This is a genomic window from Paenibacillus sp. J22P90 (assembly GCF_059692195.1).
This window is the reverse complement of sequence record NZ_JCAUAY010000009.1, coordinates 146,721-164,275: the sequence shown is the minus strand read 5'-3', so window position 1 is coordinate 164,275 and position 17,555 is coordinate 146,721. Positions and strand designations below refer to the sequence as shown.

Annotated in this window: 17 protein-coding genes and 1 pseudogene; 16 read left to right on the top strand and 2 right to left on the bottom strand. The window is 45.3% G+C overall.

Annotation, left to right across the window (positions count from 1 at the left end; translation table 11 throughout):
• Positions 1 to 22 precede the first annotated feature (22 nt).
• From AC58UX_RS26210 to AC58UX_RS26140, 15 genes are all read left to right on the top strand, one after another.
• Positions 23 to 931: a DMT family transporter gene (locus AC58UX_RS26210; RefSeq protein WP_497258332.1), complete on the top strand. Its 909-nt coding sequence runs from the start codon at positions 23 to 25 to the stop codon at positions 929 to 931.
• Between the two features lie 61 nt (positions 932 to 992).
• On the top strand, positions 993 to 1,793 hold the full coding sequence (locus AC58UX_RS26205) for a sugar phosphate isomerase/epimerase family protein (protein WP_497258223.1): 801 nt from the start codon (positions 993 to 995) through the stop codon (positions 1,791 to 1,793).
• Between the two features lie 33 nt (positions 1,794 to 1,826).
• The gene (locus AC58UX_RS26200; RefSeq protein WP_497258221.1) at positions 1,827 to 3,179 is read left to right on the top strand and encodes a TrkH family potassium uptake protein; all 1,353 of its coding nucleotides are present in this window, start codon (positions 1,827 to 1,829) and stop codon (positions 3,177 to 3,179) included.
• A 244-nt stretch (positions 3,180 to 3,423) separates the two neighbouring features.
• Positions 3,424 to 4,023 carry a TerD family protein gene (locus AC58UX_RS26195; RefSeq protein WP_497258219.1) on the top strand — a complete coding sequence of 200 codons (600 nt, stop codon included), beginning with the start codon at positions 3,424 to 3,426 and terminating at the stop codon, positions 4,021 to 4,023.
• 46 nt (positions 4,024 to 4,069) lie between these two features.
• Positions 4,070 to 4,651, top strand: a complete 582-nt coding sequence (locus AC58UX_RS26190) for a TerD family protein (RefSeq protein WP_497258217.1) — start codon at positions 4,070 to 4,072, stop codon at positions 4,649 to 4,651.
• Between the two features lie 219 nt (positions 4,652 to 4,870).
• Complete coding sequence (locus tag AC58UX_RS26185; protein WP_497258215.1) at positions 4,871 to 5,617, top strand: TerC family protein; 747 nt, start codon at positions 4,871 to 4,873, stop codon at positions 5,615 to 5,617.
• Positions 5,618 to 5,682: 65 nt separating this feature from the next.
• The gene (locus AC58UX_RS26180) at positions 5,683 to 6,786 is read left to right on the top strand and encodes an HpcH/HpaI aldolase/citrate lyase family protein (protein WP_497258213.1); all 1,104 of its coding nucleotides are present in this window, start codon (positions 5,683 to 5,685) and stop codon (positions 6,784 to 6,786) included.
• Complete coding sequence (locus AC58UX_RS26175) at positions 6,731 to 8,146, top strand: phosphoribosyltransferase family protein (RefSeq protein ID WP_497258211.1); 1,416 nt, start codon at positions 6,731 to 6,733, stop codon at positions 8,144 to 8,146. Before AC58UX_RS26180 ends, AC58UX_RS26175 begins: the two co-directional genes overlap by 56 nt.
• A complete protein-coding gene (locus tag AC58UX_RS26170) occupies positions 8,119 to 9,252 on the top strand; it encodes a cysteine protease StiP family protein (RefSeq protein ID WP_497258209.1) in 1,134 nt (377 codons plus the stop codon). The genes AC58UX_RS26175 and AC58UX_RS26170 overlap by 28 nt, the downstream gene beginning before the upstream one ends.
• Positions 9,249 to 10,082, top strand: coding sequence for an HAD family hydrolase (locus AC58UX_RS26165; RefSeq protein ID WP_497258207.1), 834 nt, complete (start codon positions 9,249 to 9,251; stop codon positions 10,080 to 10,082). Before AC58UX_RS26170 ends, AC58UX_RS26165 begins: the two co-directional genes overlap by 4 nt.
• Positions 10,079 to 11,101 (top strand): ATP-grasp domain-containing protein, encoded by a 1,023-nt coding sequence (locus tag AC58UX_RS26160; RefSeq protein WP_497258205.1) that lies wholly within the window; start codon positions 10,079 to 10,081, stop codon positions 11,099 to 11,101. The genes AC58UX_RS26165 and AC58UX_RS26160 overlap by 4 nt, the downstream gene beginning before the upstream one ends.
• Positions 11,102 to 11,362: 261 nt before the next feature.
• On the top strand, positions 11,363 to 11,971 hold the full coding sequence (locus tag AC58UX_RS26155; protein ID WP_497258203.1) for a sigma-70 family RNA polymerase sigma factor: 609 nt from the start codon (positions 11,363 to 11,365) through the stop codon (positions 11,969 to 11,971).
• A 57-nt stretch (positions 11,972 to 12,028) separates the two neighbouring features.
• The gene (locus tag AC58UX_RS26150) at positions 12,029 to 12,673 is read left to right on the top strand and encodes a pentapeptide repeat-containing protein (RefSeq protein WP_497258201.1); all 645 of its coding nucleotides are present in this window, start codon (positions 12,029 to 12,031) and stop codon (positions 12,671 to 12,673) included.
• Positions 12,674 to 12,698: 25 nt separating this feature from the next.
• A complete protein-coding gene (locus tag AC58UX_RS26145) occupies positions 12,699 to 13,265 on the top strand; it encodes a 5' nucleotidase, NT5C type (protein WP_497258199.1) in 567 nt (188 codons plus the stop codon).
• A 150-nt stretch (positions 13,266 to 13,415) separates the two neighbouring features.
• The gene (locus tag AC58UX_RS26140) at positions 13,416 to 15,062 is read left to right on the top strand and encodes a fibronectin type III domain-containing protein (protein ID WP_497258197.1); all 1,647 of its coding nucleotides are present in this window, start codon (positions 13,416 to 13,418) and stop codon (positions 15,060 to 15,062) included.
• Between the two features lie 246 nt (positions 15,063 to 15,308).
• Here AC58UX_RS26140 and AC58UX_RS26135 read toward each other — a convergent pair.
• Positions 15,309 to 15,491 (bottom strand): annotated as a pseudogene (locus tag AC58UX_RS26135) (transposase family protein); the annotation flags it as partial.
• A gap of 196 nt (positions 15,492 to 15,687) precedes the next feature.
• On the opposite strand from AC58UX_RS26135, the gene yunB reads away from it, so the two are divergent.
• Complete coding sequence (gene yunB / locus AC58UX_RS26130) at positions 15,688 to 16,419, top strand: sporulation protein YunB (RefSeq protein WP_497258195.1); 732 nt, start codon at positions 15,688 to 15,690, stop codon at positions 16,417 to 16,419.
• Between the two features lie 15 nt (positions 16,420 to 16,434).
• On the opposite strand, the gene AC58UX_RS26125 is transcribed toward yunB, so the two are convergent.
• A complete protein-coding gene (locus AC58UX_RS26125; protein WP_497258193.1) occupies positions 16,435 to 17,493 on the bottom strand; it encodes a M23 family metallopeptidase in 1,059 nt (352 codons plus the stop codon).
• Positions 17,494 to 17,555 lie beyond the last annotated feature (62 nt).

Genomic DNA, 17,555 nt, shown 5'->3' with positions numbered 1-17,555 from the left:
CCAATCATCACGAACGGGAGGCATAAGCGGGATTTGGTATGTAGCGCTAGGGGCCACCTTGTGGGGATTAGACCCGCTATTTCGTATCTTGTTATTGAAAAGCTTTACCTCGGCGCAAATTGTATTCATCGAGCATGTGCTGCTGGCCATTTACGCATTACCTGTACTGTGGAAGTTTCGCCGCACGTTAGCAGGTAAACTAAGCGTTGCCGTTATTGGCGCGCTGCTCTTCATCTCGTGGGGAGGCTCGGCGATTGCGACCATCTTATTCACTGCGGCTTTCTCTCATGGCAGCGCCAATGCGATCCTGCTTCTGCAGAAATTACAACCATTATTCGCCATCATATTGGCTCGTATTTTGCTTAAAGAGACTTTGCCATCCCAATTTTCCACCTATATCGTCGTGGCACTGCTAGGCACTTATTTATTAACCTTTGGCTTTGGTTTGCCGGGCATGGGCTTGAAGGATCTCGGTACGATAAGCTGCTTGTTTTCTATATTGGCTGCTGTTTTATGGGGCGGTTCAACGGTCATGGGGAAGTTCCTGCTTTCCCAAAACTTGAATTTCCCCATCGTCACATCGCTGCGTTTCTTGCTGGCACTTCCCTTACTGACGGTGATTCTACTGGTAAGTGGCGACCATTGGCAGCTGAACGGTTCAAGCAGTGAGCTGGCGATCATCGCGGTAAACCTGCTGTTCCAAGCCTTTTTCCCAGGATTGCTCAGCATGCTGTTGTACTATAAAGGTTTATCTTCTACCAAAGCGTTCTTCGCAACGCTAGCGGAACTTGCTTTTCCAGCAGTAGGTGTTTGTGTGAATTGGCTTGTATTTGGTCAAAAGTTAACGCTAGGCCAGCTAGTTGGCTTTATACTTATTTGGTTGACGCTGTGGTTGATGAGTAAGCAAAATAAGGTTAAAAATTTGCACTAGTCAAATAATGTAAGATGCATTAAGCTTGACTCATTGATAGTGATGAGGAGGCCACTTTAGGATGGAAATCAAATTATTTAAAGCGTTGTGGGGCATGGAAGGTTCATTAGAATCTCAGTTTGAACGAATTGCTGGAGCGGGGTATGTGGGGATCGAGGCACCGATGCCGACACTCGCCGATGAAGATAAGTTCCGGAAGTTGTTAGAAGAATATCAACTGGAGTATATAGCCATGGTATTTACCGCTGGGCCTGATCATATTGCTTCCTTTCGTGAGCAAGTGGCACGTGCGGTTACCTTTCAACCGACCAGCATTACCTCACATAGCGGTAAGGATTCCATGCCATTTGAAGAGCAAGTGGCCTTCTATCGGGAATCTGCTGAAATTGAGAAGCATTATGGGATCGCGATTGGACATGAGACTCACCGCGGGCGCACGTTGTTTAACCCTTGGGAAACCGGCAGACTGCTTGATGCGGTACCTGAGATCAAATTAACAGCAGATTATAGCCATTGGTGTTGTGTGACGGAGACTACGCTGGAGTCTCAAGAGGAGAACCTTCGCAAATCGTTCTCGCGTGTGCAACATATTCACGGCCGCGTAGGTTACGCACAAGGCCCGCAAGTACCAGATCCAAGAGCGCCAGAATACGCGCATGAATTGCAGCGGCATTTGAGCTGGTGGGATAGTATCGTGCAAGCGCATCAGGAGCAAGGTCGCACGACGCTTACTTTTACCCCAGAGTTTGGTCCACCGGGCTATTTGCATACGTTGCCTTTCACCAACCAGCCTGTTGCAGATTTATGGCAAGTTTGCCTTTGGATGGGAAAACATTTCGAGGGACAATATAAGAGTAACTAATCATCTTACTACTCTCAGTTGAAGGTATACATTATGTTAAAAAGAATTCAGAAAATGCCGGCATCTAGACTTATCGTTAGCGCCTATATCATTGGAATACTTCTCATTGCGGTCTTACTTAAACTACCCGTCAGTTTAGAAAAGGGCGCCACAATCTCCTTTGTGGACGCCCTCTTTACGTCCGTTAGCGCTGTTAGCGTGACGGGTCTGACGACGGTAGGCATCAATGATACGCTAAGTGGCTTTGGCACGGGTGTACTCATCGTTGCTTTTCAATTCGGTGGCATTGGCGTTATGACGCTGGGAAGCTTCTATTGGCTGTTGTTCAGACAGGAGATCGGACTGCTGCAGCGCAAAATGATTATGATTGACCAGAATCGCAACAATCTATCGGGATTGGTCCAGTTAATGCAGCTAGTACTGGGCTTTACGCTGATCCTTGAGGCAAGCAGCACACTTGCTTTTGGTTTGTACTTCTATTTTTCCGGGGAATACGGGTCCATTTGGAGCGCTTTGTACTTTGGCATGTTCCATACGATTTCGGCTTTTACAAATGCTGGTTTCGATCTGTTTGGCAACTCGCTTCTCGACTATTCCGAGGACTATTTCGTGCAGATCCTTACCATGTTTTTAATTGTGCTGGGTGGAATTGGATTTCCAGTTTTGGCTGAACTACGAGAGTATTTAGCGGGTGGACGAAAAAAGAACTTCCGATTCTCCCTATTTACCAAGTTGACGCTCGTCACGACTTCGGTGCTGCTGCTGTTCGGCACGATCAGCTTCTATTTGACAGAGCGGACACATGCGCTCGCAGGTATGAGCTGGCACGGGAAAATTCTCAGTTCACTCATGATATCCGTCACCTCTCGCAGCGCGGGCCTGACAACCATTGATATGACCACCATTACAGAGGCGAGCTTGTTGATGGTATCGATTCTGATGTTTATTGGGGCAAGCCCATCCAGTATGGGTGGCGGTGTTCGAACAACAACTGTAGCCGTAATTGTAATGGCACTTATTGCTTATTCGCGCGGCGAGAAGGAGCCGAAGGTATTTGGCCGGATGATTAGCCAAGAGGATTCGCTCAAAAGCTTTGTGTTTTTCCTTACTGGCATTGCACTGCTCCTGGGGGGGATTTTCATGCTGCTGGTCGCAGAGCCGAACCGTTATGGCGTATCCGCCATTCTGTTTGAGGTTGCCTCGGCATTCGGTACGTGCGGGTTATCTACCGGCATCACGGCAGATCTAGGCAGCGTTAGTAAAATCACACTTATCGTGCTCATGTTCATCGGACGTATCGGGCTGTTCCTTTTCTACTCGTTATTTACCAATGGGAAAAAGAAACCACTGATCCGGTACCCGGAAGAAAAGCTCATTATCGGGTGAGCAGCAAGTACTGTAAAGACATAATGGAAATTTTATGCATACCAAATGTTGTAGAATGTTATAATAAAACGAAGACGCAGCCTAGGAGCTTTCTGTGGCTGTTTTTCTTTTGAAATCTGGGGGATTTTGACTGCTGCAGTCGAATTCACAAATAATTTACCCAGGAAAGTGAAACGTGATTGAATTTCATGCGTATCAGATAAGGGAGTTCACTAAAACAGGTAAGCGAAGGGAGGTGACCTCGTTGACAATCAGTTTAGTCAAAGGTCAAAAGATCGATTTAACAAAAGGTAACGCAGGTCTTTCTAAAGTTGTGGTTGGGTTGGGTTGGGATCCTGCAGTTGTTGAGAAAAAGGGGTTCTTCGGCTCAAAGAAATCGGCAGTCGAAATTGATTGTGACGCTTCCGTGATTTTATTGGATGAAAAGGGAAAAATAACGAATCCGAAGCATGTGGTTTATTTTGCTAATCTACAAAGTCCTGACGGATCGGTTGTTCACTCCGGTGATAATCGTACGGGGGATGGCGATGGCGATGATGAGACAGTTTCCGTTAATTTAGGACAAGTTCCCGCTGATGTAAGCAAAATTGTGTTTGTTGTAAATATTTATGACTGTGTGAATAGAAAGCAAGATTTTGGACTTATTCAATCGGCTTACATCCGTGTGTTGAATGGTTCTAATCAACAAGAGTTGGTGAAGTTTAATCTAACTGACAACTATTCCGGTTTGTCCTCCCTTATTGTTGGTGAAATTTATCGACATAGCGGTGAATGGAAATTTAGCGCAATTGGTGAAGGCAGTACGGATACTACCATTGGGCAATTGGTTAAAAGATATCAATAAGCTCATAATTGTAAAGCCAAATCTAATATAAAGAGAGGTATTTTCCATGTCAATTTCATTATCTAAAGGTCAGAAAGTTGATTTGACAAAAACAAACCCAGGCTTGACGAAAGTAATCGTTGGTCTAGGTTGGGATACGAACAAATATGATGGCGGGAAAGATTTCGATTTGGATGCTTCCATTTTTGCAGCGAATGCTGCTGGTAAAGTAGCAAATGAATCTGATTTTATTTTCTACAACAATCGTCAAAACTCAAACGGTTCCATCGTACATAAAGGTGACAACCGCACGGGTGCAGGCGATGGCGATGATGAAGTGATCAGCGTTGATCTAAGTGCTGTACCTGCTGAAACAGAGAAAATTGCTTTCTGTATTACAATTCATGATGCAGAAGCAAGAGCGCAAAACTTTGGACAAGTCTCCAACGCATACGTACGTGTGCTTAACGAGGGTTCAGGCGCAGAATTGATTCGTTTCGATCTTGGCGAGGACTTCTCCATTGAAACAGGCGTTGTTATCGGTGAGCTTTACCGTCATAGCGGTGAGTGGAAATTTAGCGCAATCGGCAGCGGATATAAAGACGGTCTAGCAGGTTTGGCACGCGATTACGGTTTGCAAACTTCCTAAGATTTTAAGTGGTATTCAAATAGGGTGGTGCTTCCTTAAGCATCACCTTCCCTACTCTTCTGTATCAATTCGGGCTCGAGAAATGGTGTTACTTGACCAGCTTTGTTGCGTTATGAATTGGAAATCAATGATCCGAGGAAACAATTCGTATTTTCGGAGAATGATATAGATGGGGAAAAATCATGATGAGTAACAAATAAACACAGGGGGTCCGCTTTTATGTCTGGTTTTTTCCAAAGCTTCGTAGACAATTTTCTAAATTTCTTTAGCTGGGAGGTACTTTCAGGTACGCTCACAGATCCCGTAAACTGGGGGATTATTGGAACGCTCGTTATTCTAGAGGGATTACTCTCAGCAGATAATGCACTCGTTCTAGCCGTGATGGTCAAGCACTTACCGAAGGAACAGCAGAAGAAAGCGTTGTTCTACGGTCTACTTGGTGCTTACATATTTAGATTTATCGCGATTGGTGTAGGTACGTTCTTAGTTCAGATCACCTGGATTAAAGTGCTTGGTGGTGCGTATCTTCTCTGGATCGCATACAGCAACTTGTTCATGAAGAAGCATGGAGACGGCGATGGCGAAGTTCAGAACAAAGGTCTTTCCTTTTGGCGCACCGTGCTTGCAGTAGAAATCATGGATATCGCATTTAGTGTGGATAGCGTACTTGCAGCATTCGGTGTGAGTGACAAGGTGTGGGTATTATTCCTTGGCGGTATTTTAGGCGTCCTCATGATGAGAGGCGTGGCGCAAGTGTTCTTGAAACTCATTGACAAGATACCGGAATTGGAGAAAACTGCGTTTATTTTAATTATTGTGATCGGTCTTAAAATGATTGCAGGTGCATTCGGTTTCCACGTTTCTCACGTTATTTTCTTCTCCGTCATCATTGCTTTGTTCGGAGGAACAATTATTCTTAGTATGCTTCGCAAAAAGGACAAGTCTGGTTCTGTAAAAGGCTCATAAGATAAGTTATTTGGACAATCCCTCCGTCATGGAGGGATTTGTTTTAAAAAGAGGGAGGAATCGGCATGCGATATTTCAATTATTTAACCGCGGATGAAGAGCAAGCTTTATTTTACCTATCGCCGAATTCCTTCCATAATCATTCGCACAAAGACATTTTAGCTCATTCCGTTGGCGCGGCTCTGTACATGCCAGCGACCCGTCGTACGTTCGCTGAAGATATTGCTTTTGGTAAAATTGAAGGCCTTGTATCCGTTGTTCTTGATTTAGAGGATGCCGTTGGGGATAACGAAGTGCATGCTGCGGAGGAATCACTGATCGGACAAATGAATCAGATTGCCCATTGGATGGATGTTGGGATTGTGAGCAAAGATAATTTGCCGCTGATATTCATTCGGGTGAGAAGTGTTAATCAGCTGAACTATGTGCTGGAGAGGCTGGAGGATAATGTCGCTCTGTTAACGGGCATCGTGTTCCCGAAATTTACAGTGGAAAATGGCGAGGCCTATTTTCAAATTTTAGAAAATTACAATGATGAGAAATCGGAAACCGCACCGACTTTGTACGGATTACCGATTCTGGAATCTGCCTCGATTATTTATAAAGAAAGCCGCACTTCTACGTTATTAGCGATTAATGAAATTATTACGAAGTTTAAAGATTTGGTTTTGAACATCCGGATTGGTGCTACAGACTTTTCAAGCTTATTTGGGCTGAGAAGAAGTCAAGATAGAACCATCTACGACATTGCGCCTATTCGGGATTGTGTGGCCGATATTATTAATATATTTGGGCGCATGGAGGCTGGCAACGTAATCTCGGGACCCGTGTGGGAGTATTTCGGGGTGAAAGGGCTCATTCATGAAGTGATGCTGGATAAGGAAAATGGCATGATCGGCAAAACCATCATTCATCCCACTCATATTAAGCCGGTTCAATCGCTCTATGCAGTCACGCATGAAGAATATACGGATGCCACAAGTATTCTGATGAATCATCATGGGGATCTCGGGGTGCTGAAGAGTGCCTACGGCAACAAAATGAATGAATTTAAACCCCATTTCAATTGGGCGAAACGTATTCTTTTGCGATCACAAATATACGGGGTGCTGCATGAACAACAATCCTTTGATACATTATTCATCCGACCTGACCGAGCGTACGTATAAAATCGCTGGAGATTTGGAGCTTCTCGTCACCGTGACCTCCAATCCCCATGAAATCCCGCTGGATGCGTTATTCGCGATGGCAGCGAGAATTAATAAGAAACGATCCTTTTTGTTCGTGAGCAAGGTGCTCGGCAAGCATATCCCGGTGAATCCGTACACGTCATTGTTGAGCGGGACGACTTTAGCTTTATTATTGCAGCAAGCTTTGCAAGGGACGAAGTCCGAAGAGAAAGTGCTGCGCGCGATTGAGGGGCTCATTTACCCTGAGAAAGCAGAATCCGCCTATAAGGCGATCATGTCAGAGCGCATAGATCTTGAGCAGCCCAGCGTGTTTATCGGGTTTGCGGAAACAGCGACGGCCATTGGCCATGCGGTGTATGAGGCTTTTGGACAGGGAAGTCATTATTTGCATACGACACGGGAAATCATCGAGGAATCCCCTGTCATCTTGCAGTTCGAAGAAGAGCATTCGCATGCTACGGCGCACTACGGATACTCCGACGACCCGGCTCTACTTGCCGAGCCGGACATTCTCGTTCTTGTCGATGATGAGATTACGACTGGTAAAACGTCACTCAATATTATTCGTGATCTGCAAGGAAAATATCCAAAGAAAGTTTACTACGTGTTAGCCTTGCTCGATTGGCGTAAAGAGGAAGACATTCTGCAGTTTACTCAGCTGGAGCAGGAGTTGAACATTACGATCCATGTGATTTCATTGGTTCAAGGGAAAACGAAGGTGTTCGGTTCTAGTGAAAGTTTGTCACTTCAAGCACCTAACCCTCAGCGAGAGGAACGTACAGGGCTTCTGCAAATCGCCTATGTGAATCAGTTGTTCGCACACGCGCCATTTGCTGGGAACCGTCCCTATTTGCAGCATAGTGGAAGATTCGGTCTTACCCCACCCAATAACCGACAATTGGATCATTCGATCATGCAAACAGCTGAACGGCTGAAACGCCTTCGTACGGGGATTAAGACGCTCTGCGTGGGCACAGGGGAGTTTATGTATATCCCGATGCGCATTGCGGCTGAGATGGGTTCAGGGGTGTCTTACCAGTCGACGACACGCAGTCCGATACATGTCATTGAACAAGACGACTATGCGGTGAAATATGGACATGCATTCCCTTCGCCAGAGGATGAACAAGTCATGCACTTTTTCTATAACATCCCGTACGGCATGTATCAGGAGATCTTTTTGTTTATGGAAAGAGAAGCCTCGCCAGCTGCGATGGAACCGATTTTGCGTATCCTCCAGACAAAGGGGCTGCACACTTTACATATCGTCTTCTTTTCACCTCAGACCGTCGAGTGGGAGGAGGCTGAGGTATGGAAGCTTGGCGAACCAGACCAATAGGCGAGCCTCAACCGATGGGCAGCTATTCGCCGGCTGATGTGACTTTTTTGCTTAAAGATATCAGCGAGGTTCAGCTGGAAGTTGCACTAGATGCAAGGGAGCGGGCGATTCAGTCCGGCACCCACTATTCGGAAATGCTTCCGCAAGAGCATCTGCCATCTTCTGATTATTTGAACCTGTACCAAGAAACGCTGAAGCTTTCAGCTGAAAAAGTAGCCGTATCGGCAGGTGCTGTTGCCGAAATGATCCGCAGGAAGAAGGGGCCGAACACGGTTCTCGTTTCCTTAGCTCGAGCAGGGACGCCTGTCGGCATTTTGATTAAACGATATCTCCAGGACAGTCATGGCTTAGATCTTCCCCATTATAGTATTTCGATCATTCGTGGTAAGGGCATCGATGAAAACGCTCTTTTGTATATACTGCAGAAGCATCCTGATGCAAGACTGCAATTCATTGATGGCTGGACAGGCAAGGGAGCAATTCGTAAAGTGCTTACTGGGGCTTGCGGCAAAATGGCCAGAGATTACGGGATCATCCTGGACGATGATCTTGCCGTTCTAGCTGATCCGGGACATTGCACGGATATGTTCGGAACCCGTGAGGACTTTCTCATTCCGAGCGCATGTCTGAACTCAACGGTATCAGGGTTAATGAGCCGGACGGTCTTGCGCGACGATCTGATCGGCCCGCATGATTTCCATGGATCAAAATATTACAGAGAATGGCTAGATCACGATCAGTCTAATCATTTTATCGATACGATCGTGCCTTATTTCAAGAAAGTGACGGAGGAAGCTCAAGCGATTGCGCAGGAGCATTTGACCCATCCACCGGACATTTCTTGGCATGGCTTGCGGGATATCGAAGCGATTCAGACAGCGTACAACATGGCAGATATCAATCTGATTAAGCCAGGAGTTGGAGAAACGACTCGTGTACTGCTTAGGAGAGTCCCATGGCGCATCTTAGTAGATCGCATGGATAATCCACATATCCGGCATATCCTGCTGCTTGCAGAGGCACGTGGAGTACCAGTTGAGGTGTATCCTGGCCTCACATATTCGTGTTGCGGACTCATACAATCCGTGAAAGGGGATGCGGAATGATTTATGCCAGTGATTTAGATCAGACCTTAATTTACTCCCAGCCAGCTGATCGAGCTGCGCATTGGGGAGAGCGCCTTATGATCGCCGAGTTGATCGAAGGAAAAGTAAGATCGTATATGTCCTCACGTACCTATCAACGCTTGCAAGAGCTGATGAATGAACTTATTTTCATACCTGTTACAACCCGAACTATTGCACAATATGAGCGAATCCATCTGATTAGTCAAGTGTTGAAGCCCCAGTATGCGGTGACGAGCAATGGGGGAAATATGCTGATCGATGGCAAAGTGGATATGGAGTGGCGCGATCTCGTTAGAACCCGCGTTAGAGAGACAAGCGCTCCAGTAGAGGATGTACTGCCGCTAATGAACGAGGTGCTGCAGCAGGATTGGCTGCTCAGCTCAAGCTTCTGTGATGAGCTGTTTTACTCTCATATCGTCGACCGCGACCGTTTGCCTCTGCAAGCTATCGCCGATCTCAGCGTACAGCTGCAGGGGATGGGCTGGCGTACCTCCGTACAAGGCAGGAAGGTATACATCGTCCCAGAAGCTGTGAGCAAAGGTGCTGCAGTCGCACACCTGCGTCAGGTTCTTGGTGGACGAAAAGTTATTGCCTCCGGCGATTCGCTTCTGGATCAGAGCTTGCTAGACGTCGCAGATTATGCCATCGCCCCAGGGCACGGCGAGTTATTCCGTCAAGAGCAGGCAGGTCCGTCCAGGAAATACAGATTTACGGAGGAATCAGGTATTTTTGCAGCGGATGATATCACGTCATTCGTACATGCCACACATAAAGAGCACAAATCGTTGCTCGCAAAGGAGCCCACATGAAAAAAGTATGGTTTAACCGCTGGTTTTCTGTTGCTTATCATTATATGAATCATATCCGCAATAATGAGGATGGCGTTCAGTTCAAGATGTACGCGACGCACCCGAACCGCAGCCACATGGCGCTGAGATCAGCAGATTTTGCCGATACAGAGCCTGTGCTCGGGGATGATGATTATGTGGAGTTTGCGCTGGGCTTCTGCAAGCAGCATGGCATTGATGTGTTTATCCCAAGGCTGCATATGTACGCCATTGCCAAGCATATTGACGAATTTGAAAAAATCGGTACGAAGGTAACCGTTTGCCGTGACTTAGAGCTTCTGGAAAGCATCATGGAAAAGCAAAAGTTTTACGAGCGCATTCGCCCGCAGAATATCGTAGAGATTCCTAATTACCATGTAGTAAACACAGCGGAACAGTTTCTTGGGGCTCATGAGTCGCTAACAGCAGCCGGCCACGGGGTCTGTATGAAGCCAACCAATGGCGAAGGCGGCAATGGATTTCGGATTATTAGCAATAAACGGAATGCGCTAAACGACATGTTTGGACCTGTAATGCCTTATCTTACAAAAGAGCAAGCGTATCAGAACTTTTCGACCGTGGAACGTTTTGATGACGTCCTGGTTATGGAATTATTGACAGGCTATGAATATAGCATTGACTGTTTGGCTTCTGCCTCCGGTGAGCTGCTTGCTGCTGTCCCACGTCGCAAAGCGGATGGACGCTTGAGGCTGTTAGAGGAAGTTCCAGAGCTGATCGAGCTGGCCAATAAGGTCGCTGCCACGTACCGCATTCCTTTTAATTATAATATCCAAATCAAATACAATCGCGGTATTCCGAAGTTGTTGGAGATTAACCCAAGAATGTCAGGCGGCTTATCCGTTAGCTGTTTGTCGGGTATCAACTTCCCTTATCTAGCCGTCAAATCGCTTCTTGGCGAAAAGGTGGAAGTTCAAAAACCAAACTTCGGTATTTTAGCGAGTCACCTCGAACAATACGTTATTATGAATGTTGGTGAATAATAAGTGCTGCGCATCATATCTTTGATAATAGATGATCATTCGTATCAATCAGTCAAAGAGGGTGCGCAGTATGACCGTAGGCGGGATTATCTTATTTGGGATTGTTGTAACGTTAATTGTCATAGCAAGTGCAGAGAAAGCAGAATATGTGTCCAATTTTATCGATAAATAGTCATCTTTGAAGCCTGAAAAGGTTTCTTTTTTTTGCTTCGATTTGGTAGAATAGTAGATAGGTAGTTTCACAAGTGAAGGAGATTTAGCATGCTGCAATTAAGCGATAGTCAACTTGCAACAATGTGGAGTCAAGGAGATGCGAAAGCGTTTAATCGACTTCTGGAGCTGTATAAGGATAAAATTTATCGATTAGCTTTTCGTATGCTTCGTAACAAATCGGATTCCGAAGACGTTGTTCAGGAGACCTTCTTGCGGGCACATTTGAATTCACATCGATTTGATGCTACCAAAAACTTCTCTAGCTGGATCTTTAGCATTGGCAAGAATGTCACGATTGATTTAATGAGGAAGAAGAAAAAAGAGCTCTCCATGGATACGATTTCGTTTCCATCTCAAGATGAGCGTCCATTGATTGAGAAGCTGGTGAGTCACGAGAAAACCCCGGAGCTTCAACTTATCGAGCAGGAAACCTACACCCAAGTCGAATTAATGATTCAAGATTTACCTGATAAATACAAAGACCTCATCGTATACAAATATTATTTGGATATGTCCTTGGAGGACATCAGCCTAGAAGTGAATTTACCTGTTTCTACGATTAAAACAAGGCTGTTCCGCGGCCGGAATTATATTAAAAGAAAATGGGGATCCTTATTTTTCATGCTGCACAGCTTATCCACGATGATCATTTTATAAAAGTAAGCCGTTAAGGCTTATTTTTTTGCCTCTAACCCAATAATAAAGGAGCTTCACATGAGTAATCCTAAACTAGATACACCTAAAATGCCAAAAGAATTGCCCATCATCACGTTGGATGACAGGAAATTTGAGCCTGAAGATAGCTTCCATACCGGTTTGATTAGTGATTGCGTCATCGATAATCAATCTGCGTATAAGGTCGCGTTTGATAAAGTCATTTTTCGCAATGTAACCTTCACACGGATTTCAATGAAGGAAATTGAGTTGACGGATGTTATTTTTGACCGATGTGACTTATCCAATGTTGACTTTACGGAAGCGACGATCCATCGAACCGAATTCCGGAATTGCAAAATTATCGGTATGGACCTTTCAGAAGCGACGCTGCGAAACATCCTTTTTCAAGATTGCTTAGGAGACTTTGCGACGTTCCGGATGGCGAATCTCAAACAGATCACCTTCCATTCCTGCTCCTTGACCAGCTCCGATTTCTACGAAGCAGCATTGCAAAAGGTGCAATTCGAGGTCTGCCAGTTAGACCAAGCACAATTTACAGGCGTCAAGCTGGATGGGATTGACCTGAGCACGTGTGATTTTACAAGCCTTGGCGTAAGTATCGAGGATTTGCGCGGCTGTATCATTTCTCGAGAGCAAGCCTCCGTATTTGTAAGTCTTTTTGGGATAAAATTAAAAGAATAGAGGCCAGACGACGGAGGGGTAGACGATGAAATTTGGATTTGATATTGATGATACCCTCATTAATCTGAGAGAGCATGCTTTCCATATTTACAACCAAAAGCTGGGGCAAAATATTGGACTCGAGGTGTTCCAAGCACTGCCTACAATGGAAATTCACAGTGCGTTTGGTTTAACCAAAGAGGAAGGCGGTAAGCTCTGGCACAGCCTGCGCGATGAAATTTATTATTCAGACTGTGCCATCTTTCCGCATGCGCGCGAAGTCTTGAACGAGCTGGTGGCGCAAGGCCATGAGGTATACTACATTACGGCGAGAAATAAAGAACACACAGAACGAACGCGACAATGGCTGCTGGACAACGGATTCCCAGTGGCAGAGGGGCATTTCTACTGCGGGATGAGTGATTCCGAGAAAGTGCATATCATTGAGGCGCTAGAGCTGGATTATTATTTTGATGATAAACCAAAGGTCCTGGAGACATTGACTCAATTACCCGTTCGCATATGTGTGAAAGACAGATCTTATAATCGGCATTTGGATTTGCCGCGGATAACGTCTTGGGACGAGCTTGATGAGCTGTTGAAGGGTTCATAAAGGAAGGGAGAGCAGAGATTGCTCTCTCTTTTTTGCTGTAATTCTGACATTATTTACAAAAAACACAAAACCAGATGACAATCAGTGAACAAAACTCCTTTATGCTCAGGACGGTAAGAAAACTTTTGAATAGCTAAAGGAGATGAAATGATGTCCCAAGTTCACAAGATGTCCAAGTTAATCATGGCTTCAACGGTAGCTGCATTACTTCTAACAGGTGGTGTCCTCACCCCTCAGCAAGCTTCCGCAGCGAACGGTACACCTAACTACGAGGTAAAGTTCAATTTAAATCCAAGCATCGTAGTAGATTCAAGCCATAACCTGATCAGCAGTGTACGTACGCAATTCGGCACAGGGTCCTCCTCCAAAAGCTATCGTGTTCAATACATGGATACAGCAACAGGTGCGATGGATGCACAAGGCTGGAGTGATCGTATTCGTAAGAAAAGCAGCGACAGCACGCATCAACTGCAATTCAAAAAACGCTATCCCGTCACAAATGGCGATATTACAGGGGCCTTAACAACAGCAGCGAACGATGGCTTGAGTAGCTCCGCTTCAGGATTTACCTTTCAAGTTGACTGGACGTTCAGTAAACAGACATTAAGCGTCCAATACGAAAAAGATGTAACTGTGTCAGGGTATAGCGGCAGTGGTCTCAATATACCGAACTTAGCTACCTCACAATCTGTTTCTGTCTCCAACGCTCCAAGCCAGTTTAAAAACTGGACGAGTTCAGGATGGGGAACAACTCAATTAAATAACTCCGTTATTTATGGGCCTATTGATTTTAAAAGGTACGAGGGGACCTTTGATGATTACGATCTAGATATCGAAGTTTGGACCATTCTAAATGCTGCTAAAACGGGGACGGAAGACATCGTTGAAGCATCCTTTAAGGCAGACACCCTGAGTGAAGCGACAAGCGCAAGAACCGAACTGATGAATTTACTTACAACCAAAGGTTGGTTAGTGCAATCCGATGTTCTAAAAACGAGCTTAATCATGGAGCGCTATGCTCCCGTTGCGCCAACACCAGACACACAAGCACCTTCCGTACCAACTGGACTGACAGCAACAGCAGTGTCTAACTCACAAGTACAACTGGGGTGGACAGCAGCAACAGACAACGTGGCTGTTACAGGCTATGACGTCTATCGCAATGGGGTGAAGGTTGGCACTTCATCAACACCTTCGTACAGTGATTCTGGTCTAACGGCATCAACTGCATACAATTACACAGTCATTGCTAAAGATGCTGCAGGCAACGCTTCTGTGGCAAGTATAGTTGCTTCCGTCACGACACTTGCAAGCGGTGGCACAGGATCACTTTACTATAATGTAAATGGCAGTGTTGTCTCCTATCTGGAAGCTGAAACATATACAGCTAAAACAGGAACATTTACACAAGGAACCTGCTCTGCTTGCTCCGGGTCGGCGAACATGCTAACAGCAAATGGCTCGGGAGATAGCGATACAAGCTACCTCAAATACGACCTGGAAGTCACAAACGGAGGCTCTTTCTACATCTACTTGCTTTCACAAGGTCCAGATGGCAGCTCAGACAGCTTTAACGTGGCTGTTGATTCAGGTAGTAACTACCAAGTAACAACGGGCAGTGCAGGCAGCTGGGCTTGGAAAAAGCCAAGCAGCTCCATTTCCCTCTCAACAGGGTCGCACACGTTGTATATCAAAGTAAGAGAAGATGGTGCGATGGTCGATAAAATCGCATTAACTAAAACAAGCAGTACCCCAAGCGGACTTGGCGGCACAGCGCTGACACCATCCACGCACTAATTTTATTCGTATCCAATTAGCTCTCACACCATCCTCGTAATGGCGTTGAGGGCTTTTTTATTATTCTAAGCCTTTTATCAGCTCCAAATGGAAACCTTCCCCCTCCCAAGCGTGCCCCCTATTCCAACATCTACTCACTATGGACACTATCCCCAAGGCTCAGGAAGAAGATTAAAGAAGAGGCTCGCCATTTCCGCCCTTAATTGAATCTACCTTAACAGTTAAGCCACATCCTGGGCGGATCTGTTGGCAGTAGGAGCATTCATATAAAGGTAAGCGCCGAGTAGTAATCGTATAGGCATGGCGATGCTTACAGCGTGGGCAGCGAAAGCCTTTTGGCCATTTCGTCTGATAAAGAAAGTCAATGCATATAGCTTCCGATGAAAAGTATGCTTGAAATTGTTCGTAGGACAAGCTTGAAAAATCCATGTATCAACGCCCCCTGAAAATGAGAAAAGGAAACATTTGTTCTTATCCTATATTACCAAACGTATGATCTATTTTCAATAAATTAGAGGCATGTAGCGCATAAAGTACTGAGGGGAACAACTGCTCGATCGTCTTTTTCATACCATGTCCGCATAAGGTAGTACTAATGGGTACAGGCAGAGAAAGGGGGAACAGCATGCTGCAGAGACGACGATGGAGAAGTAGACCAACTGTGAAAACTAGCCGTAAAAAGGTGCTGTGGATCGGTCTGCTCATCTTTGTCTTGTTTTGCATTCAATTTTTTATTTTTATAGAACGAAATCTTCGACCGCCTTTGATGAATTTGGCCAAGGTACGAGTTAAACAGATTGCCACACAAGCGATTAATAGCGCGATAGCCGAACATGTTGCAGGTGGAACGAATGCTGAGCAATTAATTGATTGGAAAATGGATAAAAACAATAAAATCACAGGCTTCATGCTAAATTATAACGAGCATATGCGGATTACCTCGGAAGCGATTAAAACTGTTCAGGGTGAGCTTAACAATTTGCAAAGCATTTCCGATCATGTTCCGATAGGGCAGGCTATGAATAGTGCGATTCTCGCTTCTTTTGGACCCGATGTCCCTATAAGATTGCTTCCTGTTGGAAATGTGAAGGTGGATTTGAATACCCGTACGCAAAATGTTGGCATTAATATGGTTATGTTCGAAGTATACGTACACATTATTGCGGAAGTCTCAGTCATTATTCCGTTTGATACGGAAACTGAAATCGTGGAAACAGAAATTCCAATTTCCTATTCTCTTGTTGTTGGCGATGTACCTACATACTATTATGATAACAAAGGTAATCCAGTCGGCAGCTCTAAGGAAGGCAGCCCGCCAAGTATTACATTACCAACGATAAACAAAAACCCACCTTGACCAGGTGGGTTTCATTTATTTCTTTTTATTCCGATCCTCACGCTCCCATCTTCGCAAGGAAGGATAAGGATCGTAACTCCATTCGGTTGTGCCATTATCGCGATACAGTCCAAAATGGAGATGAGGCGGAAATTTGCCCGATGTGCCGGGTTTCCCATAGCCTGAGCTGCCAACCCAACCAAGGGTTTGTCCAGGTTTAACGATGTCGTTGATTTTGATGTTCTTTTGAAAACCTGATAGGTGGGCGTAATAATGATAAATATTGTTTAAGTCGCGAATGCCAATTCGCCAGCCGCCGTAGGGATTCCAGCCTTTAATCTCAACGATGCCATAGCAGGTGCTTCTTACAGGAACGCCATAGTGAGCGAATAGATCGGTACCTTCGTGGGTTCTGTGCCCACCCCAGCCGCGACTATCTCCCCAAGTGCTGCGATAAGAGTAATCGGCTGAAATAGGAAGCGGAAAGGCATGTTCGTTCGCTTCTAATGTCCCCAAAGTCTCATAGATAGCTGCAAATTGCCGAATGCGATCGACGCTTCGAGCATTTTGGTAATATTGCCATAGATTGATTTGTAAATTGTCTAGTTTTGTTCCGTTTTTGCTTAAAATGGCAGCCATTGTTGCTAGGACATCCAAATCATTGGTGCGGTCTGCGACGCCATCTCCTGATCCGTCACGTCCTAAGCCGTGGAAAAAGGCGACACTTTTCAAATTCGTGTCTTCCGGATCTGGATTGAGCAAGCCAGCCCAGGCGAGTTCAGAGAAGTAAATATTCGTCATGCCTTGATGAACATTTTTTCTTTTCCTGACGGCATTCATCGTTTTCTCATATTGATCTACGGCAGCTAGATAAGTCCAAGGGATTCCCGAGAGTAAGCTTATTCTTTCAAACAGCTCCTTCCGTTCCGCTTGTGTATATTTCATGGGTTGGGAACTTGGTGTGGGAGTAATTTGGTTATTTACCATAGCATGTGCGAGGTCAAGATGTGAAGAAAGTGCTGGTGTGACAGTCGATAGGAGGAGGCTAAGGACGAGAACCTTTGACCAAAATGCGCTGCTTTGCATCTCTATCATCCTTCCTGAAATGTTAGTTCTTAGGATGTACGGATGTTAACTTGTTTATCCTTCAACCTTTC